The organism is Streptomyces sp. NBC_01549 (genome assembly GCF_026339955.1).
GTDB lineage: Bacteria > Actinomycetota > Actinomycetes > Streptomycetales > Streptomycetaceae > Streptomyces.
This window is the reverse complement of the sequence record NZ_JAPEPW010000003.1, coordinates 247507-271261: the sequence shown is the minus strand read 5'-3', so window position 1 is coordinate 271261 and position 23755 is coordinate 247507. Positions and strand designations below refer to the sequence as shown.

Below are 23755 nucleotides of genomic sequence, written 5' to 3'. Positions count from 1 at the left end.
CCCTCATCGATTCGCCGTCTTCCCGAACGGCACCGGGTCGGCATCCGCCTGCCGGCCGATCCGCACAGCGGCTGCCAGAGCGGACCGGGTACGCCGGTGGAAGGCCAGCAGCCCGATGAGGCCGACGGCGGTGAACCAGGCCAGCTGGACGGCAAAGTCCACGGCGGGCACGGTGGAGGAGAAGCCCGCCGCCGTCGCAGCCTGCATGGCACCGTACGAGGGCAGCCAGCGCACCACGCCGCTGCCCGCACCTCCGCTGGCGAGAGGATTCTGCAAGCCCAGGTCCACGACACTGATCATCACAACGGCGAACATGCCCTCCACCTCACGGCGCAGGAGCGTGCCGAGGGCGACCCCCAGCGCGCCGTAGGTCATCGCCGTGCAAAACAGCGCCGCGCCGAGCAGCACGGGCTGCCTGGGCGACCAGAAACAGCAGATGACCGCGGTGGCGTAGGAACAGACGGCCACCGACGCAATGACCAGGCAGGCGACCTTCGCCAGCCCCAGCGGAACCCGGGGGAACCCGGCCATGGACAGACGCCGGTCGAATGCCCCATTGCTGAAGGTCGCCGCGAACATCATGAATCCGGTGATGAGCGTGACCCCGTTCAGCGCCCCGGTAATCTGGGTGATCTTGTCACCGTCGGCGGTCAACACGCGACCGGTGCTGTGCAGCCGGAACTGCACCGGCTCCTTGGCGATGGCCCAGCCCGTCATGATGACCCATACAGGGAGAAACACCGCCACGAGCAGCATGGCGAACCGGTTCCTGGCGTGCTCCACCAGGCCATAACGCGTGGCGATCTTGAACAGCCGCACCCCGCGCCTCACCGCACGTCCTCCTGCCGTCCGTGCAGCGCACCGTCCCGCAACCGCCACACCTGATCGAGCCGATCGGTGTCGTAGGCCAGGTGCGAGACGACGAGGACCGATCGGCCAGCCGCACGCAGGTCTCCGACCAGATCCCAAAACCGCAGGTAGGTCTCCCAGTCGAAGCCCTGGTACGGCTCATCCAGCAGCAGCACCTGCGGATCGTGCATCACCGCGAGCGTCAGATTCAGCTTCTGCCGCGTGCCGCCACTGAGCGCCCCCACCAGGGCACCGGCGTACTGGGCGAAACCCAGGATCGCCATGACCTCCTCGGCCCGCCGCAGATCGGCAACGTCATAAGCCGCAGCGAAGAACTCCAGGTGCTGACGCACCGTGAACACGTCGTTGAGCACCACCTGCTGAGGGCAGTACCCGAACCGCCCACCGTGCCGGACCACGCCCCGGTCCGGTCGCAGCTCTCCCGAAAGGATCTTCAACAGCGTCGACTTGCCCGCCCCGTTCTCGCCGACAATGCCCACCACCGACCCCGCGGGCAGCGTGACATCGACACCTCGCAATACCCGCCGAACGCCGTAGGAATGATGGACTCCCTCTGCCTCCATCAACGCCCCCTCTCCCTCAGCCCCCCGATGCAGGCCATGTAGATGTCCCACAACTGCCAACGAACCAACAGCCGCAAGGAAACGAGGCGAGGCAGGACGAGCCGTCACGGCTGGTTTGCCGCCCGGCAGTTTGCCGATCTCCACCCGGCGTCCGTATCGCTTGGCCCACTCGGGCTCGATCAGCGGCGTCAGCCAGGCGGGCGCGGCTTCGGCCAGTTCCTCCAGCGCCGCCCGCAAGGTCTCCCCGACCAGCTCCCCTTGCTGTGCTGAGTGTGGTGGCGCACGCTCATGCGCCGGTTGCAGCGTCCGCAGTGCACCAGCCCGGCCGCAAGCGCGGGGCCGCCCCGGACCGCGCCCATGGCATCGGCACGGGCACGGTTGGCCGCCAGCTTTGCCTCGTTCGACTCGAACTGGGCGACGGTGATGTAGGCGGGCAGGACATTCGGGATCACCACATGCCATCCGTCCCGGGAGCGGACGACCCGCCCGGTGCTCGGCCGGGCCGGGTCCTGGCGGCGCGGGTCGACCCGCGCCGCCCGTAGGCGTAGATGCCGGCATAGGCGGGATTGTGCAGCAGGGTCTGCAGCGTCATCCGGTTCGGCCTGCGCCATTCCCGGGTGCCCTTGTCCGGACCCTCCCGCAGCCGGATGCCCAACTGGACGTCGTTCTCGACGAGATAGCGCAGCACACCGTGCAACGTGCCGAGCCGCTCGAACTGCGCGAAGATCAGGCGGACACGCTCTGCACCTGCTCGTCCGGATCGAAGGCGACCTGCCCGGACGGGCGGCGGACATTTCTCAAGGTCAGGGCCATCACTTGGCTTTGACGCGGCTCGAATCGCCGCCTGAGGCGGCCAGGCTGCTCGGCGCTGTCGGCGATGCTCGATGCCTGCTCTGGGTGACGCAGCGAGCCCCTCGGCCGCAGAGCTCTGCCTGGTCGCTGTCGGCAGGCTCCCGGCCGACGCCGTCTGATGGCGTGCTCACCTCGACTGCGGATCCCGCGCCGAGTCGGTCGCGTCGACGGATGTCGAGGTGGTCGAGTCGGTCCGGTTCGGTCAGGCCGCGTGTGCGTACTCGTGGAAGAGGCCGCCGAGTCGGTCGCGTCGACGGATGTCGAGGTGGTCGAGTCGGTCCGGTTCGGTGATCGGTTCGCGGAGCGGCCGAAGGGGAGCTGCGCTGTGCAGGGTGCGGTGAGGCCGATGCTGGTTGTAGATCGACTCGAACTCGCCGAGCGCGTGGAGCAGGTGGGCCTGGTTCAAGATCAAGGTGCGGTCGAGGAGCTCGTGCCGGCAGGTCTGCACCCAGCGCTCCATGATCGAGTTCATGCGGGGAACGCGGATGCCGGTGGTGACGATCTCGATGCCCTCGGCCTCAAAGACGGCATCGAACGCGCCAGTGAACTTGCTGTCGCGGTCCCTGATCAGGTATCGGACGGTGGCGCCGGCATCCTGGAGGTCCATGACCACGTTCCTTGCGGTCTGGGTGACCCAGTCCGCAGTGGGGTGGGCGGTCGCGCCGAGGATGCGGATGCGGCGGTTTGCGTGCTCGATGACGGCGAAGACGTACAGCGTCGCACCGTTGAGGGTGGTGGCGGTGAAGAAGTCGCAGGCCAGGATGGGTGCAGTTCCTGTGAGGGTCCTTCGTTGGGGTGATTCGCGGGGGTTTGGTATATGCATGGCGGGTCGGGCTTCTACCTTCGGCGGTGGGTCATTCGCTGTCGGGGTGGACGCCGGGGGAGGGTGGGTGGTGTCGTGCCGTCGTGGATCGTTGCGTTGGAGACCAGGGAGAGTGCGGCCCGGTCGCGGGCCGAGGGGTTGCGTGAGCAGATCGGCGGGCTCTCGGAGGCGTTGGCGCAGGTCGAGATCGAGTTGTCCCGGTTGCAGATCACGCGGGAGACGATGAGCGAGGTGCTGTCCGCCACGGCCGCGTCGTCTGCGGAGGTCCCAGAGGTGTTCGAGTCCCTGGGGCCGGTGCCGGTGGCCGTGTTGATGCAGGCCGCGGCGCTGCTGGTGGCCGCCGAGGCGGGCGGGGACCAGGCGGTGACTTCGCCAGCCTACCGGCAGATTGCCGCGGTGTTCGCCGAGCAGACCGGTGCGAAGAGGTGCAAGGACGTGTTGGCCGCGATCGGGGTGCCGGAGGCGACGGACTCGCAGCGGGAGTCGATGCGATCGAAACTCAAGCGCCTGGTCGCCCGGGGTGTCCTGGTCGAGGCCGAGCCGGGGCTGTTCGAGCTTTCCGCCGCGGGTGTCCGGTGAGCGCGGCTGGGGCCGCCGGTGGCGCGCTCGCCGCGGCCGAGGACGTGTTCGCCGACTCCACCGGTTTGTTCGAGCATGTGAAAGCGGACCTCGCGGGTCCCGGCACTGCGGCGATGACGCACTCGCAGTTGGAGGACATGCTGGGTGCGGCGATGCGGGAGGTGACCCGGTCGTTGTTCCAGGACCATCTGCGGCTGCGGGCACTGACCGAGGTGCGGGTTGCGGATGTGGTGGACGCGCACGGCGTGGAGCGCACCCGGATCGAGCGGGGCCGGACCCGGATCCTGGGCACGGTGTTCGGGAAGGTCACCCGCGACCAGGATCGCCTACCGCGGGAGGGGCGTGGCCGATCTGCACCCCGCGGACGCGGTGTTGAACATGCCGGGCGGCATGTATTCGCACGGGGTGGCGAAACTGGCCGCGATCGAGGCCGCCCGCGGCTCGTTCGCCGAGGCCGCGAAGCGGGTCAACGCCCTGACCGGGGCCGGAGTCGGGTACCGGCAGGTCCTGGAACTGGCCGTCGACGCGGCCGCAGACATCGACGCGTTCTACGACGCGCTCGTCCCGGCGCCGTGCACGACCCAGACGCTGCAGGTGCTGTCGGTGGACGGCAAGGGCGTGGTGATAAGGCCGGAGGCGCTGCGGGAGGCCACCGCGAAAGCCGCCGCGGCCAAGGGCGGCAACAAGCTGGACAAACGGTTGTCCTCCGGGGAGAAGAACGGCCGCAAGCGGATGGCGACCCTGGGCACCGTCTACGACGCCGAGCCGGCCGTGCGCGGCATCGACGACGTCATCGCCGACCCCGACCGCGCGGGCGGTGAGGTCGACCCCGAACGCCGGAAAGGCCCGAAGGCCCGCTCCAAATGGCTGTGCGGCTCGGTGAACGACACCGCCGCCGAAGTCGTCGCCGCGGTGTTCGACCAGGCCGAGCACCGCGACCCCGAACACGCGCGGACCTGGGTGGTCCTGGTCGACGGCGCACCCCACCAGATCGACCTGATCAACGAGCAGGCCGCAGCCAGGGGAATCGGCGTGCACATCGTCATCGACATCATTCATGTGCTGGAGTATTTGTGGGGCGCAGCCCACGCCCTGCACGCCACCGGCGACAAGACCATCGAGGCATGGGTCGCCCGCGTCGGCCGCACCATCCTGGCCGGCGGCGCCGTTCAGGCCGCCGAGCAGATCAGAGAGGCCGCGACGGCCGCCGGCATCGCCGTGGGCAACAACAAGGGCATCGACGACGCCGTGGCCTACCTCACCAACAAGGCCGCATACCTGCGCTACGACACCGCGCTCGCGGCCGGCTGGCCCATCGCCACTGGAATCATTGAAGGGGCCTGCCGCCACCTGGTGAAAGACCGTCTGGACATTACCGGGGCCCGCTGGGGCCTGGCCGGGGCCGAGGCCGTGCTGAAGCTTCGCGCGCTGCGCAGTAACGGCGACTTCGACGCCTACTGGACCTGGCACGAGGAGCAGGAGTTCACCCGCAACCACCAAGCGCGATACCGCCTCACAGCATGATCAAAACAGAACCCTCACAGGAACTGCACCCATTGTGGTCCAAGCCCGTGCGTCCAAGTGATCAAGCTGCGTGGAGAATAGCCATGATCACCCGCGATCACGGGCTTCCTGCATCCAGGGCCCAATTCGCCCCACACTCACCACCAGTGGCGGCAGGGCAGGCCGATCGACGCCAGACCCTGCTCAAGCTCGGAGACCCGACAAGGCTTGACTGCCGTGACCTTGTACCTCCCGGCTTCCTCGTCCGGATGCTTCGCCCGGGGGTCCACGACGTTGGCCAGGTGTTGTTCAGGTCGGTGACCGCTGTTGCCAGACGGAGGTGAGCGCTGCGACGGGGTCGGTGTCGGCTGGTGCCGCGGGCCACCATTCGCCGTCGTCGTCCTGGACGTAGGGGTACCAGCAGGCGTCGGGGCCCAGACGCAGCTGGATGCCCTGGCCGGGGAGGGTGAGGCGGTTGCGCCAGGCCCTGAGGGGGACACGGCCGGTGGCCATCTCAGCGAGGGCCATGTTCAGGGCGGTGCGGGCGGCTGCCATCACCGCTGGGCCGGGGGTGTGGGGCTGTTCGGCGACGGTGAGGCCGGTGGGACCGCCGTGGCGCCAGGCGCGGACGAGGCGGGCGAACGCGGTCGGTTTGGTGCCGGTGTTGTGGATCAGGTTATGGAACCACTCGGGCCCGGGGCTGCTCGCGGCGATCCGTACGGCGTCCTGGTGCTGGGCCAGGTGCAGGCAAGTGGTGTCGCCGGACAACAACTGCGTTGCGCGCGCCGCTGCGTCGGCCATGAGCCGTTCCAGGTCCGTGAGGGACAGGCCGCTATCGGACGGTGGGGGGACCGGCAGTGCGGCGGCGTGGGGGGATGGTGCGGGGAGGTCGGGCAGCCCGGGGGTGTGTTCGGCCCAGGCGGCGTAGGCGCTGGCGGCGGGGATCCCGGCCGAAGCCGGCGGGGTGTCCGCCGCCGGGCTCGCGGTGCGGCGTGCGCGCAGTTGGGCGAGGACCTCATCGCGGCTGCGACCGCGCAGCGCGAAGAGCACGAACGGGTCGGTGTCGATGGTGGCGGCGATGGCGTAGCAGAGCGCGGCGGCGTGCTTGCAGGGATATCCCCAGTCGGGGCAGGAGCAGTCCGGGTCAAGTTCGGTGGGCTGCGGCAGCAGGGGGACACCTGCCTGGCTGGCGTCGTCGACGAGTTGGGCGGGCATCTCGCCGTCGAGGAGCGCGGCGAGATGCCCGGCACGGGCCGCGACGGCATCCAGCAGTGTGTCCCACTGGGCGTCGGTGAGGACGGGCAGGTGGACCGAGGATCGGTAGGGGCGCGGCTGGCTGCCCTGGACAGAGGCCTTGATACGGCCGGGGGCGACGGTGGTCGGGCCGACCATGCCCTTGCGGGCGTAAGTGCGTCCGCGGGACAGACGCCCGGCGTCGAGGGTGGAGTCCTCCAGGGCCGTTACCCACGCCTGGCCCCACCAGGTTGCGGCGAAGGCGTGCCTGCCACGGGCGGGCGCACGGCGCTGGCCGGGCAGCGAAGGGCTCATGACTGCCTTCCCAGGGCGACGAGTTCGGCGAGGTCGGCGTCGGACAGTTCGGTCAGGGCGGCCTCGCCGGAGCCGACGACGGCGTCGGCGAGCGCGCGCTTGGATTCCAGCAGCTTGGCCACCTTGTCCTCCACGGTGCCCTCTGCGAGGAGCTTGTGGACCTGGACGGGTTTGTCCTGGCCGATGCGGTAGGCGCGGTCGGTGGCCTGGTCCTCGACGGCAGGGTTCCACCAGCGGTCGTAGTGCACGACGTGGGCGGCGCGGGTGAGGTTGAGGCCCGTACCTGCCGCTTTCAGCGACAGCAGGAATACCGGTACTTCACCGTGCTGGAAGCGGTCCACCATGTCCTCGCGTTGCGCAACGGGGGTGCCGCCGTGCAGGAGGAGGGTGGCGATGCCGCGTTCGGCGAGGTGTTTCTCCAGGAGGGCCGCCATCTTCGTGTACTGGGTGAAGACCAGGACCGACTCGCCCTCGGCGGTGATCGTGTCGATCAGCTCGTCGAGCAGGTCCAGTTTGCCGCTGCGGCCACGCAGCGGCGTGGACTGGCGCAGGTACTGGGCCGGGTGGTTGCAGATCTGCTTCAGAGCGGTGAGCAGCTTCAGCACCAGGCCGCGCCGGGCGATGCCCTCGGACTCCTCGATCTTCGCCATGGTCTCGCGGACCACCGCCTCGTACAGGCTGGTCTGCTCGGCCGTCAGCGACACGACGCGGTCGGTCTCGGTCTTGGCCGGCAGCTCGGGCGCGATCCCCGGGTCGGACTTCCTGCGGCGCAGCAGGAAGGGACGGACGAGACGGGACAGGCGCTCGGCGGCCTCGGGGTCCTCGCCCGTCTCGACCGGGCGGGCGTACCGGTCGCGGAAGGTGGAGAGCGGGCCGAGGAGTCCGGGGGTGGTCCAGTCGAGCAGCGCCCACAGTTCGGAGAGGTTGTTCTCCACCGGGGTGCCGGTGAGGGCGACGCGGGCGAGGGCGGGCAGGGCGCGCAGCTCGCGGGCGGTGACGGCGTAGGGGTTCTTGACGTGCTGGGCCTCGTCGGCGGCGAGAAGCGACCAAGCCGTCTCGGCGAGGGCTTCGCGGTCGCGGCGCAGCACCCCGTAGGTGACCAGGACGATTTCATCGCCGGCCAGGTCGTCGAGGTGGCGGCTGCCACCGTGGTAGCGGCGCACGGGCGTGGACGGCGCGAACCTGGCCGCCTCGCGCTGCCAGTTGCCGAGCAGGGAGGCGGGGCACACGACAAGGGTGGGGCCCGCGGTGGCGGGGTCGGTCTGGCGGTGCAGATGCAGGGCGAGGAGGGTGATGGTCTTGCCCAGGCCCATGTCGTCGGCGAGGCAGCCGCCGAGGCCGAGCTCGCACATCTCGGCCAGCCAGGCAAGGCCCCGCTTCTGGTAGTCGCGCAACGTGGCCTTGAGCGCGGTCGGCTGCTCGGCGGAGGTACGGGATTCGGGATCGCGGATACGAGCGACGAGGTCGCCGAACTGGCCGACCGCCGCGCAGGGGATCGGCTCGCCCTCCCTTTCCACCTCGCCGGTCAGCGCGGCGCTCAGCGCTTCCATGGGGGTGAGCGGTTGCATCCGGCGGCGCCTGGCGCGGGCGACCAGCTTCGGGTCGGCGACCACCCACTGGTCACGCAGCCGGACGAGGGGACGGCGTGCCTCGGCGAGGGCGTCCATCTCGGCGTCGGTGAGCGGCTCGCCGCCGAGCGAGATCTGCCAACGGAAGTCGAGGAGGGCGTCGGCGTCGAGAAGACCGCCGGCGCTGGAGCCGGGGGCGGTGCGCTGCCCGATCTCCCCGGTCGCGGTGAGTGCCTTGACCAGCTCGCGCGGCCAGTGCACGTCGATACCGGTCGCGCGCAGCGCGTCGGTGGCGTCGCCCAACAGGTCGAAGGCTTCGTCGTCGGTCAGCCGGAGTTCGTCGGGGGCGGCGTCCTTCAGCAGCCGCTGCAGCGGGGGCCAGACGCGGGCAGCGCGGCGCAGCGCGAGCAGCGTTTCGGTCTCGGCGCGCGGGCCGAGCAGCCGCTCGACCTCGGCCGGCTCGCTCCACAGCCGTGCGGCCTGGACGAGGAGCGCCGGATCCGCCGCGGTGTGCAACTGCAGGACGGCCCGGAACTGCCGGCGCCGACCCTCGGGCAGGTCGACGCGCAGCGAGACACCGACCTCGGCGGTGAGCGCAGCGGTGGTCTCTTCGGACCACTCGCGCAGGGCGGGCACGGCACGCACCTCACCCCAGGCGTACGGCAGTGCTCCCACGGCGAGTGGCGCGGCCGGGGTTCGGACCAGGCCGTCGGCGACCGCGTCGCAGAACTGGCGTACCAGGGCCGCCGGTTCGGCGATCCGCAGCGGCGGCGGACCCGGCTGCGGCAGGCAGTGGGCATGCGGCGGGAACGCGGCGGCCAGGGAGTCCAGCGTCTGCCGCTGGGCGGCGGTGAAGGGGCCCACCTGCCAGGTGTCGTAACCGGCGGGGGTGAGGGCCGGGTGGAGGCGGCCGTCCGCGAGCAGCCGCAGCGCGAACCGGGCGGCGGCCTGCCAGGCGGTGGCGGACGGATGCGGCGGCCGCGCCCCATCCAGGGCAGACACGGCGACAGTGACGGGCAGCGCGTAGCCCTCCACCCTGCGCCGTCTGACCGAGCGGCCGTGCGGCAGCACCAGTTCCACCGAGTCGGTCTCCACACTCGGACGCATGCCATTGTCCTCGGCGACCGCCCCGGCAGGCTGCCAGAGCAGCACACGCCCGAGACGGGCCGGCTCGCCGGGCAGGAACACCGCCGCCCAGCCCCCGTCGAGCAGCCCCCGTGCCCAAGTGGCAGCCTCGGGGGCGGCCGGCGCCGGTGCGCTCATCGTGCCCGTGCCCGGTTCTCGTACGACGATCCGTGCCACGCTCTTCCGCTCCATCGCCGTCCGGGGCGGTCCTCACCGCTCACGCCCACCACCGGACTTCACCACGCACTGTCGCCCACCGGCAAGTTCGGGCCATACCGTCACGGGTGGGGAGGAGAGTTTACCGGCCGCGGGCCCGTAGAGGTCGGGCGGATGGGGACACGCTCGCCAAGTGGGCCGCCCCCGTCTCCGACACCCTGGCGCTCGGCCTGATCAACGAGGGCATCGGTATGGGCCTGCCGATCGTTGTCCTTCCCCACTTCAACGACGCCCGGGCCGCATTCGGGCGTCGCCACGCACGTCGACGTCCTGTGTGAGGGGGGCGTCACCGTGTTACTCGGAGAGGGCGGCTTCACGCCGCGCAAGCCGTGTAATGGCGACCTCGACGCGTACCCGTGGCAGGTTACTCTCCCAGCCTGATCACGCGGGAAGTGGCTGTGTGCGCGAGAAGAACGGGAGTCGTTTGTCGACGACTTCGGGAGTCACTTCGCACACCGCAGCCGTGATCGATGTCAACGAGTTCGGAAGTCACTGAACGACGCCTGAGCGCCGGGGGCCCGGGCGCCGTTGCCCCAGCGGCTGCGCAGGCGCCGGGTCAGTGACACACCGGCCATACCGGCCAGGCCGGTGCCCAGGCACGAGGCGCCCACGACGACGTCCTGGTGCTTGCCCCGCTGAAAGTCCCGCTGCTGCTCATAGGTTCGGTAATCGTCCTCGAACCTCGGGAAGCACCGGTCGTCGCCGTCCATCACGGGCCCGACCTCCTCGTGCTCGGGGTCGATGTCGGACCCGTCGCAGATCACCTCCTTGGACAGGCCGTGGTTGATGATCCCCCCGGTGGACTGGACAGCCCCCCACAGCGTCAGGACCACCAGACACGCCGTCAGGACGCCGCGCACCCGCATTCGTCGCCTCTTCCCGCATTCCGTCACTGCACGGGGAGTTGACGAACGAGGAAGGTGTTCGGTTGCCCCGTCCCGCGCGCCCCGATCGTCAGCACGACCACCCACAAGTCACTGCGCGGCCCACGCGACCCTCATGGCCTGGCTCGCAGACATCAGCGCTCAGGACCCCGACCGGCCGGCGTGAACCCTCGCCCGGGCTCTCCTCTCCCTGCGCGGGCAGCCCAGTTCGGCGGTGATGGCGATGTGTTCACGTTCTGTGAGCCGTACGGGCGCTGGTGTGGGGTTGTTCGTCGCCGTAGCGGCAGGAACGCCATGGCCGAGGTGCTGAACGGCACCTTCAAGGCCGAGCTGATCGAGATGCAGGGCCCCTGGAGGGACGTCGGCCAGGTCGAACGGACGATCTTCCAGTGGATCACGTGGTACAACGAAGAACGCCTCGACTCCGCGCTCGGCTACGTACCGCCCACCGAGTACGAACGGGATTTCTGGCGGAGCCAGGAGCAAGTCGCGCAGTCCGCCTGAACCTTCAAGATCGGACTCTACGAAACTCGGGACAGCTCAGGCTCGCCTGGAGTTGAACACGTGCATTCGGGTGAACTTGACCAGCGGAAACGTCCCTTCCCGTGGGCGGATTGTGGTCAGCCTCCATGCTGGTGGGCCATCGACGAAAGGCTCTCCCATGCGGGGTCGTGCTGTGATCGCCACTGCTCTTGTGTCAGCGGCCGCCGTCGCTTCGGCAGCGGCCATCGCTGTGGCCGCGGGCGCCGAGTTGCCCGTTGCCGGAACGGTTACCTGGTGCTTGTCTCCAGCTGCTGCGCAGCATCTTGCGGCGGACGGCGTCGTGGTATCGGCCGGTGCCCCGGCCGTGCTCGACTCCTCCGGGTCGACGCCGTGCGTGCAGTGGCCGATGAAGGGCAAAATCAGCCTCGATGTGTCATCGGGGTCGTGGGCGTCGGACGGCGATGTCTCCTTCACCAGGGCATCGGACGGACGCAGTCTGCGTCTCGGTCAGGCTCACGGTGATTTGGCGCGGCGGACGATGACTGTGGAGGCAGCGGTCGGAGGCGAAGCGGCACGGTCTGTCGATCTCTCCACCTATTCGATCGACATGAAGGACATCACGGTCACCATGCCGTCTCTCAGCTCCCCTGGTTCTGTCGAGGCGAAGCCCTTTGCCACCGTGCTCACCGCAGACGGTGCGGCTGTCTTCACCAAGGCGTTCGGTGCACCGCCAGTGCCCGCCGGAGACAGCCCGGCCACAGTCGCGGGCCGTGTCGACGTTGTTCCGGCCTTGGGCTGAGTGCCGTGTTACGAGGCGTCGGCTCAAGCTTGGCCGGTGCGGGGGTTCCGGCTGACGCGCGGGGTCATAAGGAGAGCGGTCCGGTGCTCGCATGGGCTCGGGATCTGCGCTTGGTCGTCGACGCAGGCGAGGAGGAACGTCTGGCTGCCATGCGGTTGGACGAGTTCGCCTCTTTCATCGTGCCGGGGGCCGATGCGGCAAAACGGGACCTGACGGCGCAGTGGGCTGCGTTCATCTGCCTGGTCGACGATCGATTCGACCGTAGTGGGCGCGGCTCCCAGCCGGATGAGGTCCGTGTGCTGTTCGGCCGGCTGCTGGGAGTGCTCACCGCGGGCGGTACCGCTGACGTGCACAGTGGGCCCGCGGCGGCCTTGGACGACTTGTGGCGGCGTACGGCTCCGGGCATGCCCCCGCAGTGGCGGGAGCGGTTCGTCGCCGATTACCGCGATTTCGCTCTGGCCACATGTGAAGAGGCCGCAGGCCGCAACGACCGGGGTCGGCTGGTGCTCCGCGACTATCTTGCGCTGCGCCGCCGGACCATTACCGCATTGCCGATGGCGGACATCGTGGAGTGCACCGCCGGCGCTCCGTGGCCGGACCTGCCTGGCGGAGACACCAGGTTGAGGACTCTGCGTTTGGCTGCGGCTGATGTGGCGGCTTGGACCAATGACCTTGTATCGGCCGAGGAGGACCTGCGGACAGGGCAGGAGAACCTGGTGACCGTATGGGGGCGTACACACGGCTCTTCCTTGTCTACTGCGCGTGAGCGTGTGGTGCGGATGCGCGACAGCCGGCTACGGGACTTTCACACGCTGGCGGCCGCACTAACTGCGGGTGAAGGGGTGCCCGGCCCTGATCGGGTTCCGGTGCGGCGCTACGTGAGGGCGCTGGAATCCTTCGTGTCCGCGACGCTGCTCTGGCTCGGCGTCACGGGGAGGTTCGAAGCGCGATGGATGCCGACCCGCCACGGCGTGCCCACCCCACTGGATCGACCCGACCGCTCTGCCCGCCTGTCCTGAAGGACCGTACTGCTGATGAGACCGCTCGCTCCCGAGCAGCTGCCCACCAGATGGCCGGCGTCACTCCTGGCCGCCGAGCTGCTGGCCGGACAGAGCCGACTCCTGACAGGACTGCTGAATCGGGTCGGAGCCGACGGTGCCGTTCGTGATGCCTGCCGCAGCCGGATCCTCGAATCCGCGCTCACCCTGGCGCTCGTGATACGGCACGGGCAGCCTCACCAAGGCGCTCGCTCCCGCATCATGCGCTACCTGGAACGCCACCGGCACACCGGCAACCCGCTAGAGGCGGCCCTGGCGGACACCGCTCTGCGACGGGGCAACGTGCCGGTGAGACACGAGATGCTCGCGGAGATGACAGCCCGGGTGCCGGAGTTCGCCGGGGTCCGCAAGCGAGCCCTGCTCCACGCTGTGTTCATCATCCTCGGCGCAGATCCCGCCTACGACACTTCGGGCCCGGATGCCTTCGCTGTGGATGCGCTGCACCCTTGGGCCGCCGTGCAGGTCACTGCAGTCAAGGCTGTTCTTGGCCGGGCCGCCGGCAAAGCTCCGCTCGGCGCCGGTGATCTCGCCCTACTGGCATCCACCCAGCGGCGGGGAATCGTGTGGGAGGGAAACCTCTTCATCCATCTCCTGGTCCTGCACGCCCTCGCAGATGTGCCAGGCATGCAGGCCACGGTCGACGAGGGTCTGGGCACCGCCCTCATGTACCAGCGTGACGACGGCGGCATGCCGTTCGTCACCGACACCGATACCTGGTCCACGGTCACCGCGGGACTTGCCCTCCACGCCGCCGGCGCACCGCGCCGTGTGCTGCACCGCGTCGGCCGCCACCTCCGGCATGTTCAGCACGAAGACGGCGGCTGGTCGTACACCGACCGCGCGCAGTTGCCCGATACGGACTGCACCACCGTTGCGCTCGAATTCCTGCACCAACTCGACCCATACGCCTACCGCGACCCGATCCGGCGTGGCCTGGATGCCCTGCTCGCCGTGCGCGGCGCCGACGGAGGGTTCCCCACCTACGGCGCGGGCACTCCTTCCGAGGCGTGCATGACCGCCGCGGCCGTCAACGCGCTCAGCACGCAGGGCCGCCTCCACCACGGCATCATCCAGTCGGCCCTGCACTTCCTCGCAGGCAGTCAGCTCCCGGATGGTTCCTTCCCGCCCGGCTGGAGCAGCAGTCGACTGCACACCCTCTTTCGGGCGCACCTCGCCGCCAACCACTCTTTCCTGACGCCTCCTTCTCCCATCCGCGACATGAACGAGCGGATCCTTTCCCTGGTGCTCGCCGCCCAACGGGCTGATGGAGGTTTCGGACAGCAGGAGGGCAGCCAGAGCGACGCGATCAGCACCTCCTACGGCCTGATCATTCTGACCGGCCAGGGCGCCCCCGCCCCGGCAGCACGTGCCACCCGCTACCTGCTCGCCCAGTTGCATCATGACAGCGGCGGCGGCATTACCTCGCCTCCCGACATACTGGGCCCTCGCCCGTTCCCGTATCACGTCCCGGTACTCGCCGACGCCTTCGCCCTGCTCGCGCTGGGCCACCTCAGCCGCCGTATCCGGCCTTGCCGAGCCGCTGTGCCGCGGCCGTCGGCACAGCGGCTCGCGACCCGTCGACATCGACCCAGCCCGGCACCATGACGCTGTCGCGGCCCACTCCACGGAGAGCACCACGTGAACCTTTCTCAGCCACCTACCCCCATGGATCTGACCATGCACCACATGGCTCAGACCCAGCCTTCGATTTCCCAGACCATCGGAGTGCTCCTCCACCTCGAAGGCACCCCGCCCACCGTCGGCGAACTCCGCAGCCACATCGCCCACCACCTGCACCGCGAGCCTCGCCTCACCCACTATCTCCACGGCTTCGGGCTCAAAGCACGCTGGCAACACGACCCCGCCCCGGACCTACACACCCGCGTCCGTGGACGCCGCGTCCCGACCGGCGACGGTCACCTTGACGCCTCCCTGCGCGACCTCATGTCACATCCGCTGCCCGACCAGGGGCCCCTCTGGGACGTATGGCTGGTGAGCGGCTATGCCCCGGACCGCTATGCCATCTGCTGGCGGGCACATCACAGCACCCAGGACGGCATGGGCCTCATCAACACGCTGCACACGCTGTTCGGTGCCGCAGAGCCGCCCGCCGTCCAAGCCGTCGCCCGACCCACTGCCGGGAGCTACCTGCGCACGGTGCGCAGCACCTTCGCCGCCTGCGCCGCCAACAACATCTGGAACGATGCCGCGCGACCCCTCGACGGCACTCGTGTGGTCAACTGGGCGCACCTGCCCACGCAGTGGCTGCGCGGCCAGGCAACCCAGCGCGGCGGCGACACCAACGACGCCTTCCTGGCCGTCCTGAGCGGAGCCCTGCGCACGTGGTCCTCCGAGAACTGGCCCCGAGGCGTCGGCAGGCCCTTGCCCGCCCTCACGATGGTCAACCTGCGCCGAGCGGAGGAGCACCAACGGCCTGGGAACCTGATCACGTTCGCCCCCATCCCGCTTCCGTGCCACGACCCAGCAGTCGACAGCCGCCTCGATCGCGTCATCGAGGCCACCCGGGGCACCAAAGACCCTGCCCGGCGCAGGGCCATGCGCGTCCTGATGGACCTCACCCCGACTCAAGCTTTCTACAGCGTGGCCAACCTCCTCACCACACCCGACCGGGCAGCGATCATCACCTCATACGTCGCGATCCACCGGCAGCTGCACTACGGCCACCACCCTGTCACGCACATCCAGCCGTTCAACTGGCTCCCGCACAACCAGCCGGCGTCCATCGTCGCCTGCAGCTACAACGGCACGACGAGCGTCTGCTTCGTCACCGACGCAGCTCTTCCCGGACTCCACCGGCTTCCCGAGCTGTTCAGCGACGCCGCGGAAGAACTCTCCCCGCCAAAGAACGGCGGCCAATCGGAACCGCCGAAACAGCCACAAGGCCCTGAAGAGCAGCGCTCTTCGCTCGCAGCAGTCAGCGAGGACACCTCAGCCGTCGTCGACTTCACGTTCATCAAGAACGTCCTCGTGCACCATGCCGCCCTGCCCGCGGCACCGATCACTCAGAACGCAACCCAGACGCAGGCCGGCATCGATTCCATGGCAGTAACTGTGCTGTCCATGGCCCTCGAAGATCAGTTGGGTCTCCTCATCACCGAACACGACCTCGCGCAAGCCCCCACAGTCGCCGACCTGGTCGACCTCGTAGCCCAACGCGCCGCTGCCCAGCTCAGTCGATGACCGCATCCGCCCTGCCACCAGCGGCAATCACCGCACTGCGGAGACCACCCGAAGCCAGGCAAGCCTCCTGTAGGGATCTGCCAACACGAACGGGTGACACCGAATGAAACGACCGATTGCGCCCACCCGCCTGTCTACCGTGAGCCCCGTGACCGCACCTGATGCCCTCTCCCCACTGCCCCCACGGGCTGCCCGACTGATCGGCCTGGGCAGCTGGCTGCCACCACGCCAAGTCACCAACACGGAATTGTGCTCACGCCTGGACACCTCCACGGAGTGGATCCAAACGCGCATCGGCATCACCACACGACACATCGCCGACCCCGCCACGGCGACCAGCGACATGGCAGCGGAAGCAGGTCTGCGCGCGATGAAATCGGCGGGAGTGGAACACGTCGACGCTCTGGTACTGGCCACCACCACACCCGACCACCCGGTACCCAGCACCGCGCCGGCGGTGGCCCACAGACTCGGCCTGCACCAAGTGCCCGCATTCGACGTCGCCGCCGGCTGTTCAGGATTCGTCTACGCAACGTCCGTCGCAGCAGCACTCATTCAGGCGGGCACCGCCCATACCGTCCTGGTCGTGGGAGCAGAGACAATGTCGGCCATCATCGACCCCGCCGACCGGTCCACGGCGCCGATCTTCGGGGACGGAGCGGGCGCGGTCGTGCTGGAGACAGGACGGGCAGGCGAACCCGGGACGCTCGGGCCGGTCGCCTGGGGCAGCGACGGCGAGCACGCCAGCGCCATCTACGTCCCCGAAGGAGGCTCCCGTCGATTCCCAAGCGACCTGACGGGCGACGAAGCGGGCCGGTACGTACACATGCGGGGCAACGTCGTGCTCCGCCAGGCGGTACGCCACATGAGCCAAGTAGCCCGAGAAGCAGCCGCTGCGACTGGTTGGACCGTGCAGGACATCGACCGACTGATCGTCCACCAAGCGAACGCGCGCATCAGTGCAGCGGTCGCCGACGCTCTGGGCATTCCGCCAGAGGGGGTGCCCTCCAACATTGCGCGCGTCGGCAACACCTCCGCAGCCTCCATCCCCCTGCTGCTGGCCCATGCCACAGCCAACGGACAACTGACCGCCGGGCAACGAGTCCTGGTGGCCGCCTTCGGCGCCGGATTCACCTGGGCAGCCACCACGCTCGTGTGGCCAGCTGGTCTGCAGGCCCTCACCTGACCCCACGCAGCCAGACACCCCGTGTCGTTTCAGCGTCTCTAGTGTGATGCGCGGGTCTATCAGGAATGAGGCTCTTACAAGATTTTCGTAGCCGGTGATCGCTTCAACTTGCCTGTGGCGTCGGCTGGTTGACGGTGTCAGGCTGGCTGTGTGTCTTGTCGCGGTGGGGGACCTGCTACCGAATCTGGCCGCGGTGCAGGTCGAGCGCGTGGAGGCCAACGGGAACTTGCTGCGGATCACTGCCCGGACCAGGGATGACACCCCGGCAGCATGTCCGGGGTGCGGGCAGGCGTCGGACTGGGTGCATTCGCGTTACGTGCGGCATGTCGCGGATGAGGCGGTGGGCGGGCGCTCGGTCGTGATCGACTTATCGGTGCGCCGCCTGTACTGCGAGAACTCCGCCTGCGAGAAGACCACCTTCGTCGAGCAGGTCGCGGGGCTGACCCGACGTTACCGGCGCCGCACTCCAGCCCTGCAGAAGGTGGTCGACGCGGTCGCCGTGGCGCTGGCCGGATCGGCCGGAGCCCGCCTGCTGGGCGTGCTGCACCACGTCCTGTCCTGGGCGAGCGTGCTGAACTGCCTGATGCGCATAACGGTGCCTGCCCGATCGGCTCCGCGGGTCCTGGGCATCGACGAGTTCGCCCTGCGCAAGGGGCACCGCTACGCCACCATCCTGATCGACGCCGAGACCGGCGAGCGTGTCGAGGTACTGCCGGACCGGAAGACACAGACGGTCATCGCCTGGCTGAAGGCCTACCCCGGCATCGAGGTGGTCTGCCGGGACGGGGCCGGGGCTTCGCCCAGGCCACCACCGACGCCGACCCCACGATCGTGCAGGTCTACGACCGCTGGCACCTGTGGCACGGCCTGGCCGAAGCAGTGCTGAAGGAAGTCGGCGCCCACAGCGCCTGCTGGGCCAAGGCCGGCCCGCCGCTACGGGAGGGCACGCGTGCGCAGACCACACGCGAGCGGTGGCAGCAGGTCCACCAGCTGCTGGACGCCGGCGTCGGCCTGCTGGAATGCTCCCGCCGACTGGACCTCTCCCTGAACACCGTCAAGCGCTACGCCCGCCACAGCGAGCCCGAACGCATGGTCCGGGCACCGCAGTACCGGCCCACCTTGGTCGACCCCTACCGCGACCACCTGCGCCGGCGTCGAAGCGAGGACCCCGCGGTGCCCGTCACCCACCTCCTGCGCGAGATCAAGGAGCTGGGCTACACCGGCAGCGCGAACCTCCTGGTCCGCTACATCACCCAAGGGCGGGTCGAGGCCGACCACGCCACCCTCTCCCCGCGCCGGGTCGCCCGGCTCCTGCTCACCGCCCCCGCCGACCTGCGTGAAGACAAGCTGCTGCTGCGTGACCAGCTCACCGGAGCCTGTTCGGAGATGACCGCCCTGGCCACCTCGGTGCGCGACTTCGCCACTCTGCTAACTCCAGACGAGGCCAACGCCGTGGCGCTGACCGGCTGGATCGCCCAGGTCCGGGCAGCGGACCTGCCCTTCATGCATTCTTACGGCGTTGTCACGTTGTTGGGTGTGTGGGTGCCTGATGGCGTGTCGGGGCGTGGTGGGGCCCGGGTGCCGGCCTGTGGTCAGGCCATGGTGGGCCGGCTGGCAGCGCCGGTGATCTGGTCCCAGATGGCGAAGCGGATGGTCATTTCGGCTCGGTGTTGGGATGCGGTCATCAGGTGGCGGTGGGGTCGGAAGTGGGGTGAGATGCCGCTGAATGCGGACAGGAACTGCTGGGCCGCGCCGACGGAGCGGAAGCCCTTCATCGCGCGTTCGCGTTGCCTGGTGGGCTGGTGGGAGTTCTCGGCCCGGTTGTTCAGTCCCTTATGGGAGCGGTGCTCCACCGAGTGCATGACCTCGCGGTGGGCCGCGCCGTAGGAACGCAGCTTGTCGGTGACGATCACCCTCGGCACCGCCCGGGTCTTCTTCATCAGACGACGGAAGAACCGTCTGGCCGCCGCCTTGTCCCGCCGGTTCTGTACGAGGATGTCGAGCACGTTGCCGTCCTGGTCGACGGCCCGCCACAGGTACTTTCGTACCCCGTTGATCTTGATGAACACCTCGTCCAGATGCCACTTGTCGCCGGGCCGGGTACGGCGGCGGCGCAGTCCGTTCGCGTAGGCCTGGCCGAACTTGGCGCACCAGCGGCGGATCGTTTCGTGAGAGACGATCACGCCGCGCTGGAGCATCAGCTCCTCGACCTCGCGGTAGGACAGAGGGAAGCGGAAATACAGCCACACGCAGTGAAGTCTTCTCAGCAACGTGACGGTTGCGGTGTGTGACGCTGCCGGACGGCGCGGGATGGTGACTCGGCGTCAGACATGAGTGAAGCCCCTGGTAGGAACGGGTCTGCGAAGATCACGTTCCGCACAACCAGAGGCTCCACGTGGCGTCCAGTATCACCTACACCGCCGTGCTCGATGTCCGCAGGGCGACCGCCGAGCATCTCGCGAAGCTGCTGCGCGGGCACCGCGAACAGCTCGGGACCCGCAAGGGCACTCGCGCGCTGGGCGTCTTCCGGCAGGCGGTGCTCGTGCTGCGCTGGTTCGTCGACGGTACCCGGCTGGTCCAACTCGCCCGGGACAACGGCAACTCGGTACCGACCGCCTACCGCTACCTGCACGAAGGGCTGACGGTGCTCGCCGACCACGCTCCCGATCTGTCCACCGCGCTGGAGAGGGCAGCGGCAGCCGGGTACACCCACCTCAACCTGGACGGCACGGTCATACGCACCGACCGAGTGGCCGCCGCCGGCCCCAACGGCGCGGACCTGTGGTGGTCGGGCAAGCACAAGCACCACGGAGGAAACGTGCAGGTCATCGCCGCCCCGGACGGCTGGCCCATCTGGGTCTCCCCGGTCCGCCCGGGCCGCGAGCACGACACCACCTGCGCACGGGCCCACGGACTGGTCGACACCCTGAACCGGCTCGCCGCCACTCTGGGCGTCCCCACCCTGACCGACCTCGGCTACGAGAACGCCGGGCCCGGCTTCCGCCACCCGGTCAAGAAGCCCAACGGCGGTGAACTCGCCGAACCCGACCAGGCGTTCAGCGCCGTAATCCGAGGCGTCCACGCTGTCGCCGAACGTGCCAACGCCCTGCTGAAGGTCACTTTCAAGGCCCTGCGCAGGGTCAGCCTCGACCCTGCGGCCATCACCCGCATCGCCCGAGCCGCCCTCGTCTTGCTCCAGCTCGAGCACGGCCGCACCGCCTGAACGAAGATCACAAAACGTCACGAGGCGTTACCGAGAAGAGTTCAGTGGGAGATCACCTCGACCGGGTACCGGTGACCCTTGTACGCCGACGGCACAGGCGACACCAGCGATCCCCTCCCAGCATGATCAACACAGAGATCATCCCACCCAGTCAGCCAACGTGACAGTGCCTTCGAGGATGTTGCGCCAGGCGCAGAAGAGCCGGTCCGAGCCGCAGAACGCTCGGCTGCGAGCTGTCAGCTTGTGGATCAGCAGGTAGAGACCGCCAGGGGTGTGCAGGGCTCGGTGCGGGGGACCGATCTCCCAGGTGACCGTCTCGAACCATCGCCGCGGGCCGCGACGCCGCTTGATGAGGGTGAGTTCGACAGCCCGTCCGTCAAGGATCTTGTGCTGTGCCGGCAGTTCCTTGATCGTCTCGCCGTTGCGTTCGGTGAGAGCACACAGCAAGACCATCAGCGGTGCGAGGTCCCGCAGGTGCAGAAACAAGTGCTGGGCCAGCTCGATCCGTCGCGTCAGATGGTCATGACGACCGCCGTCGTTCAGGCGCGGAACCCTTCCACTGGCAGCCATGTCAGCCAGCAAGGCCGCCTTCTCATCGCCAGCGCCGTCGCAGTGCCGACTTACGAGGTCTTCTCCGGACCTGATCCGGTCGCGGATAAAGGCAACGTCGGCTCGGGCCGCCGCCAGCAGTTGCTCGAACTCGCCGTCGGAGTAGCCGGCCTGACCGAAGCCACGGGATCGTGGCTGGCGCCGAACCAGAGAGTCCTGAGCTTCGGGTGCCAGGAGCGAGACGATCGCGTCCATGTCGAGCAGGAGCTTGATGTCCTGCACGTCCTTGAACGCTGTTTCCTCGCCCGCCTGGGCCGTACGGAACCGTACGAATCCTTCGACGTGGGCGGCGGTGAGCCGGCCGGGATCGGCGGGCGGGGCGGGAAGTCCGGCCAGGAACCGCATCCAGCGGCCCAGGCACCACCAGGCTCCTGACGCTGAGGTTCGAGTGCGCAATCCGCCGCTGGGGCCCGTCCGCTGGGCGAAGGCCCCGGCCAGCGGAATCCACCAGCCTGGCAGCGGCAGCCGGGCCATGTCGAAGACGTCGTGGCGACCGTCGTCACCGTGGAAGAACACCACGGTCGCGCCCGCAGGACCTGCCCCCACCGGGCCCGGCGGGTCGTACTCGTCCGGCGGTAAGGCCGACGGACGGCCTGGCCCCGTGCTGCCGCGGCCCCGGCGGGTCACCGCACCACTTCCTGTTCAGCGTCAGCTGGCACCGCGTCGTCGCCGAGCTGGGTCAGTGAGGTGTCTCTCGGGTCGTCCCAGGTGTCGGGGACCAAGGCCATGCGGGTTTCCATCTCCAGCTCCTGGAGGGCGTGCAGATAGATCAAGGTCGTCAGGATCGACCGGTGTCCGAGCCTGCGGCGAACCCAGTCCAGTGGGTCGCCGAAGATCCGGGTGTAGTGCCCGCGCTGCTGGGGTTCGAGTTCGGCGAGCTGAGCGATGTGGGCCCGCTGGAGCTGTTCGAGGGTGACCACCGCGAACGTGTGGCGCAGGAGGTGGGCGTGTGCTTCGACCAGCACGTTGGCCTTGTGGCAGCGGTCGTTGGCCGTGGAGAACATCGCCTGCCAGCCGGAGACCGACATCGGCAGCCCGTTCTCGTTCAGCCAGAGCATCGCGGGTTCCAGGCCGCTCTCGGTTTCCCGCAGAAGCCGCCGCCGCTCGACCGGCCGAAGGTCTTGCAGCCGCATCCGGTGGACACCGCCCGCGCTGAGCCGGTGCACCACATGCGGGCGCGCCGGGTCGGCGATGACCAGGGGCTGGCGGATGCGCTGGTAGCGGCCCGCTGCCCGGGCCTGCTCGACCACCTCGGCCCGGTCCCATTCCACGTAGGCGGTCACCTCCTGGACGGTGCTGTGCGGGACGTAGACCCACCGGGCGGAGAAGTTCTTCGCGATCATCCCGGGCAGCCAGAACCGCTGGTATCCACCCAGGGCAGTGCTGGTGGGAATCTCGAAGACGGTGATGCTGACCTGCTCGGTCAGCCGCAGTCCCGTGCGGACCATGAGGTCGCTGAACGTTGCGTTGCGGGCCGCCCACCGGCCGCGGAACCGGTCTGAGGGCAGTCCGTTCGGGCCGTAGCCCCGAAGCCCCACGTCCCGCCAGATCCGGTAGGTCGCCGGCGGCATCCACTCGATGCGTTCGCCGTTCTCGTCATGCGCATAGGTCGCCGGAACCGTCGATGAGTCGAAAGCCCGGATAATTGAACCCACCGGCGCAGGGCGGCGGGTGCGGTGCGGGATCGGAACCGCCGCGACGTAGCGCTGCCGGACGGCCCACTCGTAGAACTGATTGACCAGCGACACCTCCTGGTTCCAGGTGCTGCCCTCGACATGCGGCCCGGCCTCATCCCGACGGCGCCACTGGTGGAACGCCAGATGATCCGCCTCCGTGGCAGCCCGCCACGACTTCCCACCGCGCGCGGTATGCAGGAACGTGAAGAATCGGGCCAGGGCTCTGGCCCGGTTGGCGTTGCTGTTCCACGGTGCCGTCAGATTCGCCTGAAGGAAGTACGCGTTGAGCTCGACGTCGTACTCGAACCGCGGCGAGAGCAGGAACGGCAGGCCATCGGGCAGACCCGCCTCGTCCAGCCACGCCACCAGCTCACCAGGCACTACGCCCAGGAAGGAACGCGTCGTGGGCACGGGTAAGTCACGGCTCACGAAGTGCACTGTCCACCTGGGTCTGCTCAACACCCGCGGACCCTAACCGGTCAGTGGTCAACTACTCGCTCCTGACGCCTGTCCTGAGTCGACGCGCGACTACACGTAGGTGCCGGACCGGAAGGGATTTGAGAGTCGCGGACCGTGACCGCCTACCGCCGGGCCTCGACTGGCGCCGCTTCGGCCGCGGGGGCGTCTCGCAGGCCCAGGCGCAGGTGCTCGACGTGGAAGAGGGCCTGTTCCAGGAGTTCGGCGACGTGGTTGTCGTAGAGGGCGTAAACAATGGATCGGCCCCGGCGTTCTCCGGTGACGAGCCCGAGATTGCGCAGCAGGCGGAGCTGGTGGGAGCAGGCGGAGGCTTCCATGCCCACGGCTTCGGCGAGGTCGCCGACCGCGCAGGGGCCTTCCTGGAGGCGGGCCAGGATGTACAGCCGCGAGGGGGTGGCCAGGGCCTGGAGGGTGGCGGCGACGTCGGTGGCCCCCGCTGCGTCCAGGCGCTCGCGGGGGGTGGCGTGGTTCTTGTCGTCGGCTCCGTGACCCATGGCGCCCATCCTACCGGT

Annotated in this window: 19 protein-coding genes and 2 pseudogenes; 10 read left to right on the top strand and 11 right to left on the bottom strand. The window is 69.0% G+C overall.

Annotated elements, in window-relative coordinates:
* Positions 1-3 precede the first annotated feature (3 nt).
* From OG819_RS47455 to OG819_RS47440, 4 genes and pseudogenes are all read right to left on the bottom strand, one after another.
* Entirely contained in the window at positions 4-831 is an 828-nt protein-coding gene (locus OG819_RS47455; protein ID WP_266637634.1) for an ABC transporter permease, read from the bottom strand.
* The gene (locus tag OG819_RS47450; RefSeq protein WP_266638725.1) at positions 828-1433 is read right to left on the bottom strand and encodes an ABC transporter ATP-binding protein; all 606 of its coding nucleotides are present in this window, start codon (positions 1431-1433) and stop codon (positions 828-830) included. The genes OG819_RS47455 and OG819_RS47450 overlap by 4 nt, the downstream gene beginning before the upstream one ends.
* Positions 1434-1881: 448 nt before the next feature.
* Entirely contained in the window at positions 1882-2271 is a 390-nt protein-coding gene (locus tag OG819_RS47445) for a recombinase family protein (RefSeq protein ID WP_266638724.1), read from the bottom strand.
* A gap of 216 nt (positions 2272-2487) precedes the next feature.
* Positions 2488-3048 (bottom strand): annotated as a pseudogene (locus tag OG819_RS47440) (integrase core domain-containing protein); the annotation flags it as partial.
* Between the two features lie 156 nt (positions 3049-3204).
* Between OG819_RS47440 and OG819_RS47435 the strand changes: the two are divergent.
* Both OG819_RS47435 and OG819_RS47430 read left to right on the top strand, forming a co-directional pair.
* A complete protein-coding gene (locus OG819_RS47435; RefSeq protein WP_266637630.1) occupies positions 3205-3687 on the top strand; it encodes a hypothetical protein in 483 nt (160 codons plus the stop codon).
* Between the two features lie 44 nt (positions 3688-3731).
* Positions 3732-5211: pseudogene (locus tag OG819_RS47430) on the top strand (ISKra4 family transposase).
* A 288-nt stretch (positions 5212-5499) separates the two neighbouring features.
* On the opposite strand, the gene OG819_RS47425 reads toward OG819_RS47430, so the two are convergent.
* The 3 genes from OG819_RS47425 to OG819_RS47410 form a co-directional block, all read right to left on the bottom strand.
* Positions 5500-6738 carry an SWIM zinc finger family protein gene (locus OG819_RS47425; protein WP_266637627.1) on the bottom strand — a complete coding sequence of 413 codons (1239 nt, stop codon included), beginning with the start codon at positions 6736-6738 and terminating at the stop codon, positions 5500-5502.
* Positions 6735-9569: a DEAD/DEAH box helicase gene (locus OG819_RS47420; RefSeq protein WP_266638723.1), complete on the bottom strand. Its 2835-nt coding sequence runs from the start codon at positions 9567-9569 to the stop codon at positions 6735-6737. Before OG819_RS47420 ends, OG819_RS47425 begins: the two co-directional genes overlap by 4 nt.
* A 551-nt stretch (positions 9570-10120) precedes the next feature.
* Positions 10121-10513 carry a hypothetical protein gene (locus OG819_RS47410; protein ID WP_266637625.1) on the bottom strand — a complete coding sequence of 131 codons (393 nt, stop codon included), beginning with the start codon at positions 10511-10513 and terminating at the stop codon, positions 10121-10123.
* Between the two features lie 54 nt (positions 10514-10567).
* On the opposite strand from OG819_RS47410, the gene OG819_RS58860 reads away from it, so the two are divergent.
* From OG819_RS58860 to OG819_RS47375, 7 genes are all read left to right on the top strand, one after another.
* Complete coding sequence (locus OG819_RS58860) at positions 10568-11035, top strand: integrase core domain-containing protein (RefSeq protein WP_323139446.1); 468 nt, start codon at positions 10568-10570, stop codon at positions 11033-11035.
* Positions 11036-11207: 172 nt separating this feature from the next.
* Entirely contained in the window at positions 11208-11813 is a 606-nt protein-coding gene (locus OG819_RS47400; protein WP_266637621.1) for a hypothetical protein, read from the top strand.
* Positions 11814-11923: 110 nt separating this feature from the next.
* Positions 11924-12832: a hypothetical protein gene (locus OG819_RS47395; RefSeq protein WP_266637619.1), complete on the top strand. Its 909-nt coding sequence runs from the start codon at positions 11924-11926 to the stop codon at positions 12830-12832.
* Positions 12833-12847: 15 nt separating this feature from the next.
* Positions 12848-14476, top strand: coding sequence for a prenyltransferase/squalene oxidase repeat-containing protein (locus OG819_RS47390; protein ID WP_266655949.1), 1629 nt, complete (start codon positions 12848-12850; stop codon positions 14474-14476).
* Positions 14477-14557: 81 nt separating this feature from the next.
* Positions 14558-16072: a wax ester/triacylglycerol synthase domain-containing protein gene (locus OG819_RS47385; RefSeq protein ID WP_266637615.1), complete on the top strand. Its 1515-nt coding sequence runs from the start codon at positions 14558-14560 to the stop codon at positions 16070-16072.
* A 148-nt stretch (positions 16073-16220) separates the two neighbouring features.
* Positions 16221-17258 (top strand): beta-ketoacyl-ACP synthase III, encoded by a 1038-nt coding sequence (locus OG819_RS47380; RefSeq protein WP_266637613.1) that lies wholly within the window; start codon positions 16221-16223, stop codon positions 17256-17258.
* Between the two features lie 94 nt (positions 17259-17352).
* Positions 17353-18144: a transposase family protein gene (locus OG819_RS47375; protein WP_323139445.1), complete on the top strand. Its 792-nt coding sequence runs from the start codon at positions 17353-17355 to the stop codon at positions 18142-18144.
* A gap of 706 nt (positions 18145-18850) precedes the next feature.
* Here OG819_RS47375 and OG819_RS47370 read toward each other — a convergent pair.
* On the bottom strand, positions 18851-19528 hold the full coding sequence (locus OG819_RS47370) for an IS6 family transposase (protein ID WP_266655948.1): 678 nt from the start codon (positions 19526-19528) through the stop codon (positions 18851-18853).
* Between the two features lie 125 nt (positions 19529-19653).
* Between OG819_RS47370 and OG819_RS47365 the strand changes: the two genes are divergently transcribed.
* Positions 19654-20481 carry a transposase family protein gene (locus OG819_RS47365; RefSeq protein WP_266655947.1) on the top strand — a complete coding sequence of 276 codons (828 nt, stop codon included), beginning with the start codon at positions 19654-19656 and terminating at the stop codon, positions 20479-20481.
* Positions 20482-20619: 138 nt separating this feature from the next.
* Here OG819_RS47365 and OG819_RS47360 read toward each other — a convergent pair whose 3' ends face one another.
* The 3 genes from OG819_RS47360 to OG819_RS47350 form a co-directional block, all read right to left on the bottom strand.
* Positions 20620-21717: a hypothetical protein gene (locus OG819_RS47360; RefSeq protein WP_266655946.1), complete on the bottom strand. Its 1098-nt coding sequence runs from the start codon at positions 21715-21717 to the stop codon at positions 20620-20622.
* Positions 21714-23195, bottom strand: coding sequence for a site-specific integrase (locus OG819_RS47355; protein WP_266655945.1), 1482 nt, complete (start codon positions 23193-23195; stop codon positions 21714-21716). The genes OG819_RS47360 and OG819_RS47355 overlap by 4 nt, the downstream gene beginning before the upstream one ends.
* A gap of 152 nt (positions 23196-23347) precedes the next feature.
* Positions 23348-23737, bottom strand: a complete 390-nt coding sequence (locus OG819_RS47350) for a metalloregulator ArsR/SmtB family transcription factor (protein ID WP_266655944.1) — start codon at positions 23735-23737, stop codon at positions 23348-23350.
* Positions 23738-23755 lie beyond the last annotated feature (18 nt).

Coding starts and splice junctions, on each gene's coding strand:
- OG819_RS47450 (WP_266638725.1), bottom strand. CDS start 1,433: ATGGAGGCAGAGGGAGTCCATCATTCCTACGGCGTTCGGCGGGTATTG.
- OG819_RS47425 (WP_266637627.1), bottom strand. CDS start 6,738: ATGAGCCCTTCGCTGCCCGGCCAGCGCCGTGCGCCCGCCCGTGGCAGG.
- OG819_RS47420 (WP_266638723.1), bottom strand. CDS start 9,569: ATGAGCGCACCGGCGCCGGCCGCCCCCGAGGCTGCCACTTGGGCACGG.
- OG819_RS47410 (WP_266637625.1), bottom strand. CDS start 10,513: ATGCGGGTGCGCGGCGTCCTGACGGCGTGTCTGGTGGTCCTGACGCTG.
- OG819_RS47390 (WP_266655949.1), top strand. CDS start 12,848: ATGAGACCGCTCGCTCCCGAGCAGCTGCCCACCAGATGGCCGGCGTCA.
- OG819_RS47385 (WP_266637615.1), top strand. CDS start 14,558: ATGGCTCAGACCCAGCCTTCGATTTCCCAGACCATCGGAGTGCTCCTC.
- OG819_RS47350 (WP_266655944.1), bottom strand. CDS start 23,737: ATGGGTCACGGAGCCGACGACAAGAACCACGCCACCCCCCGCGAGCGC.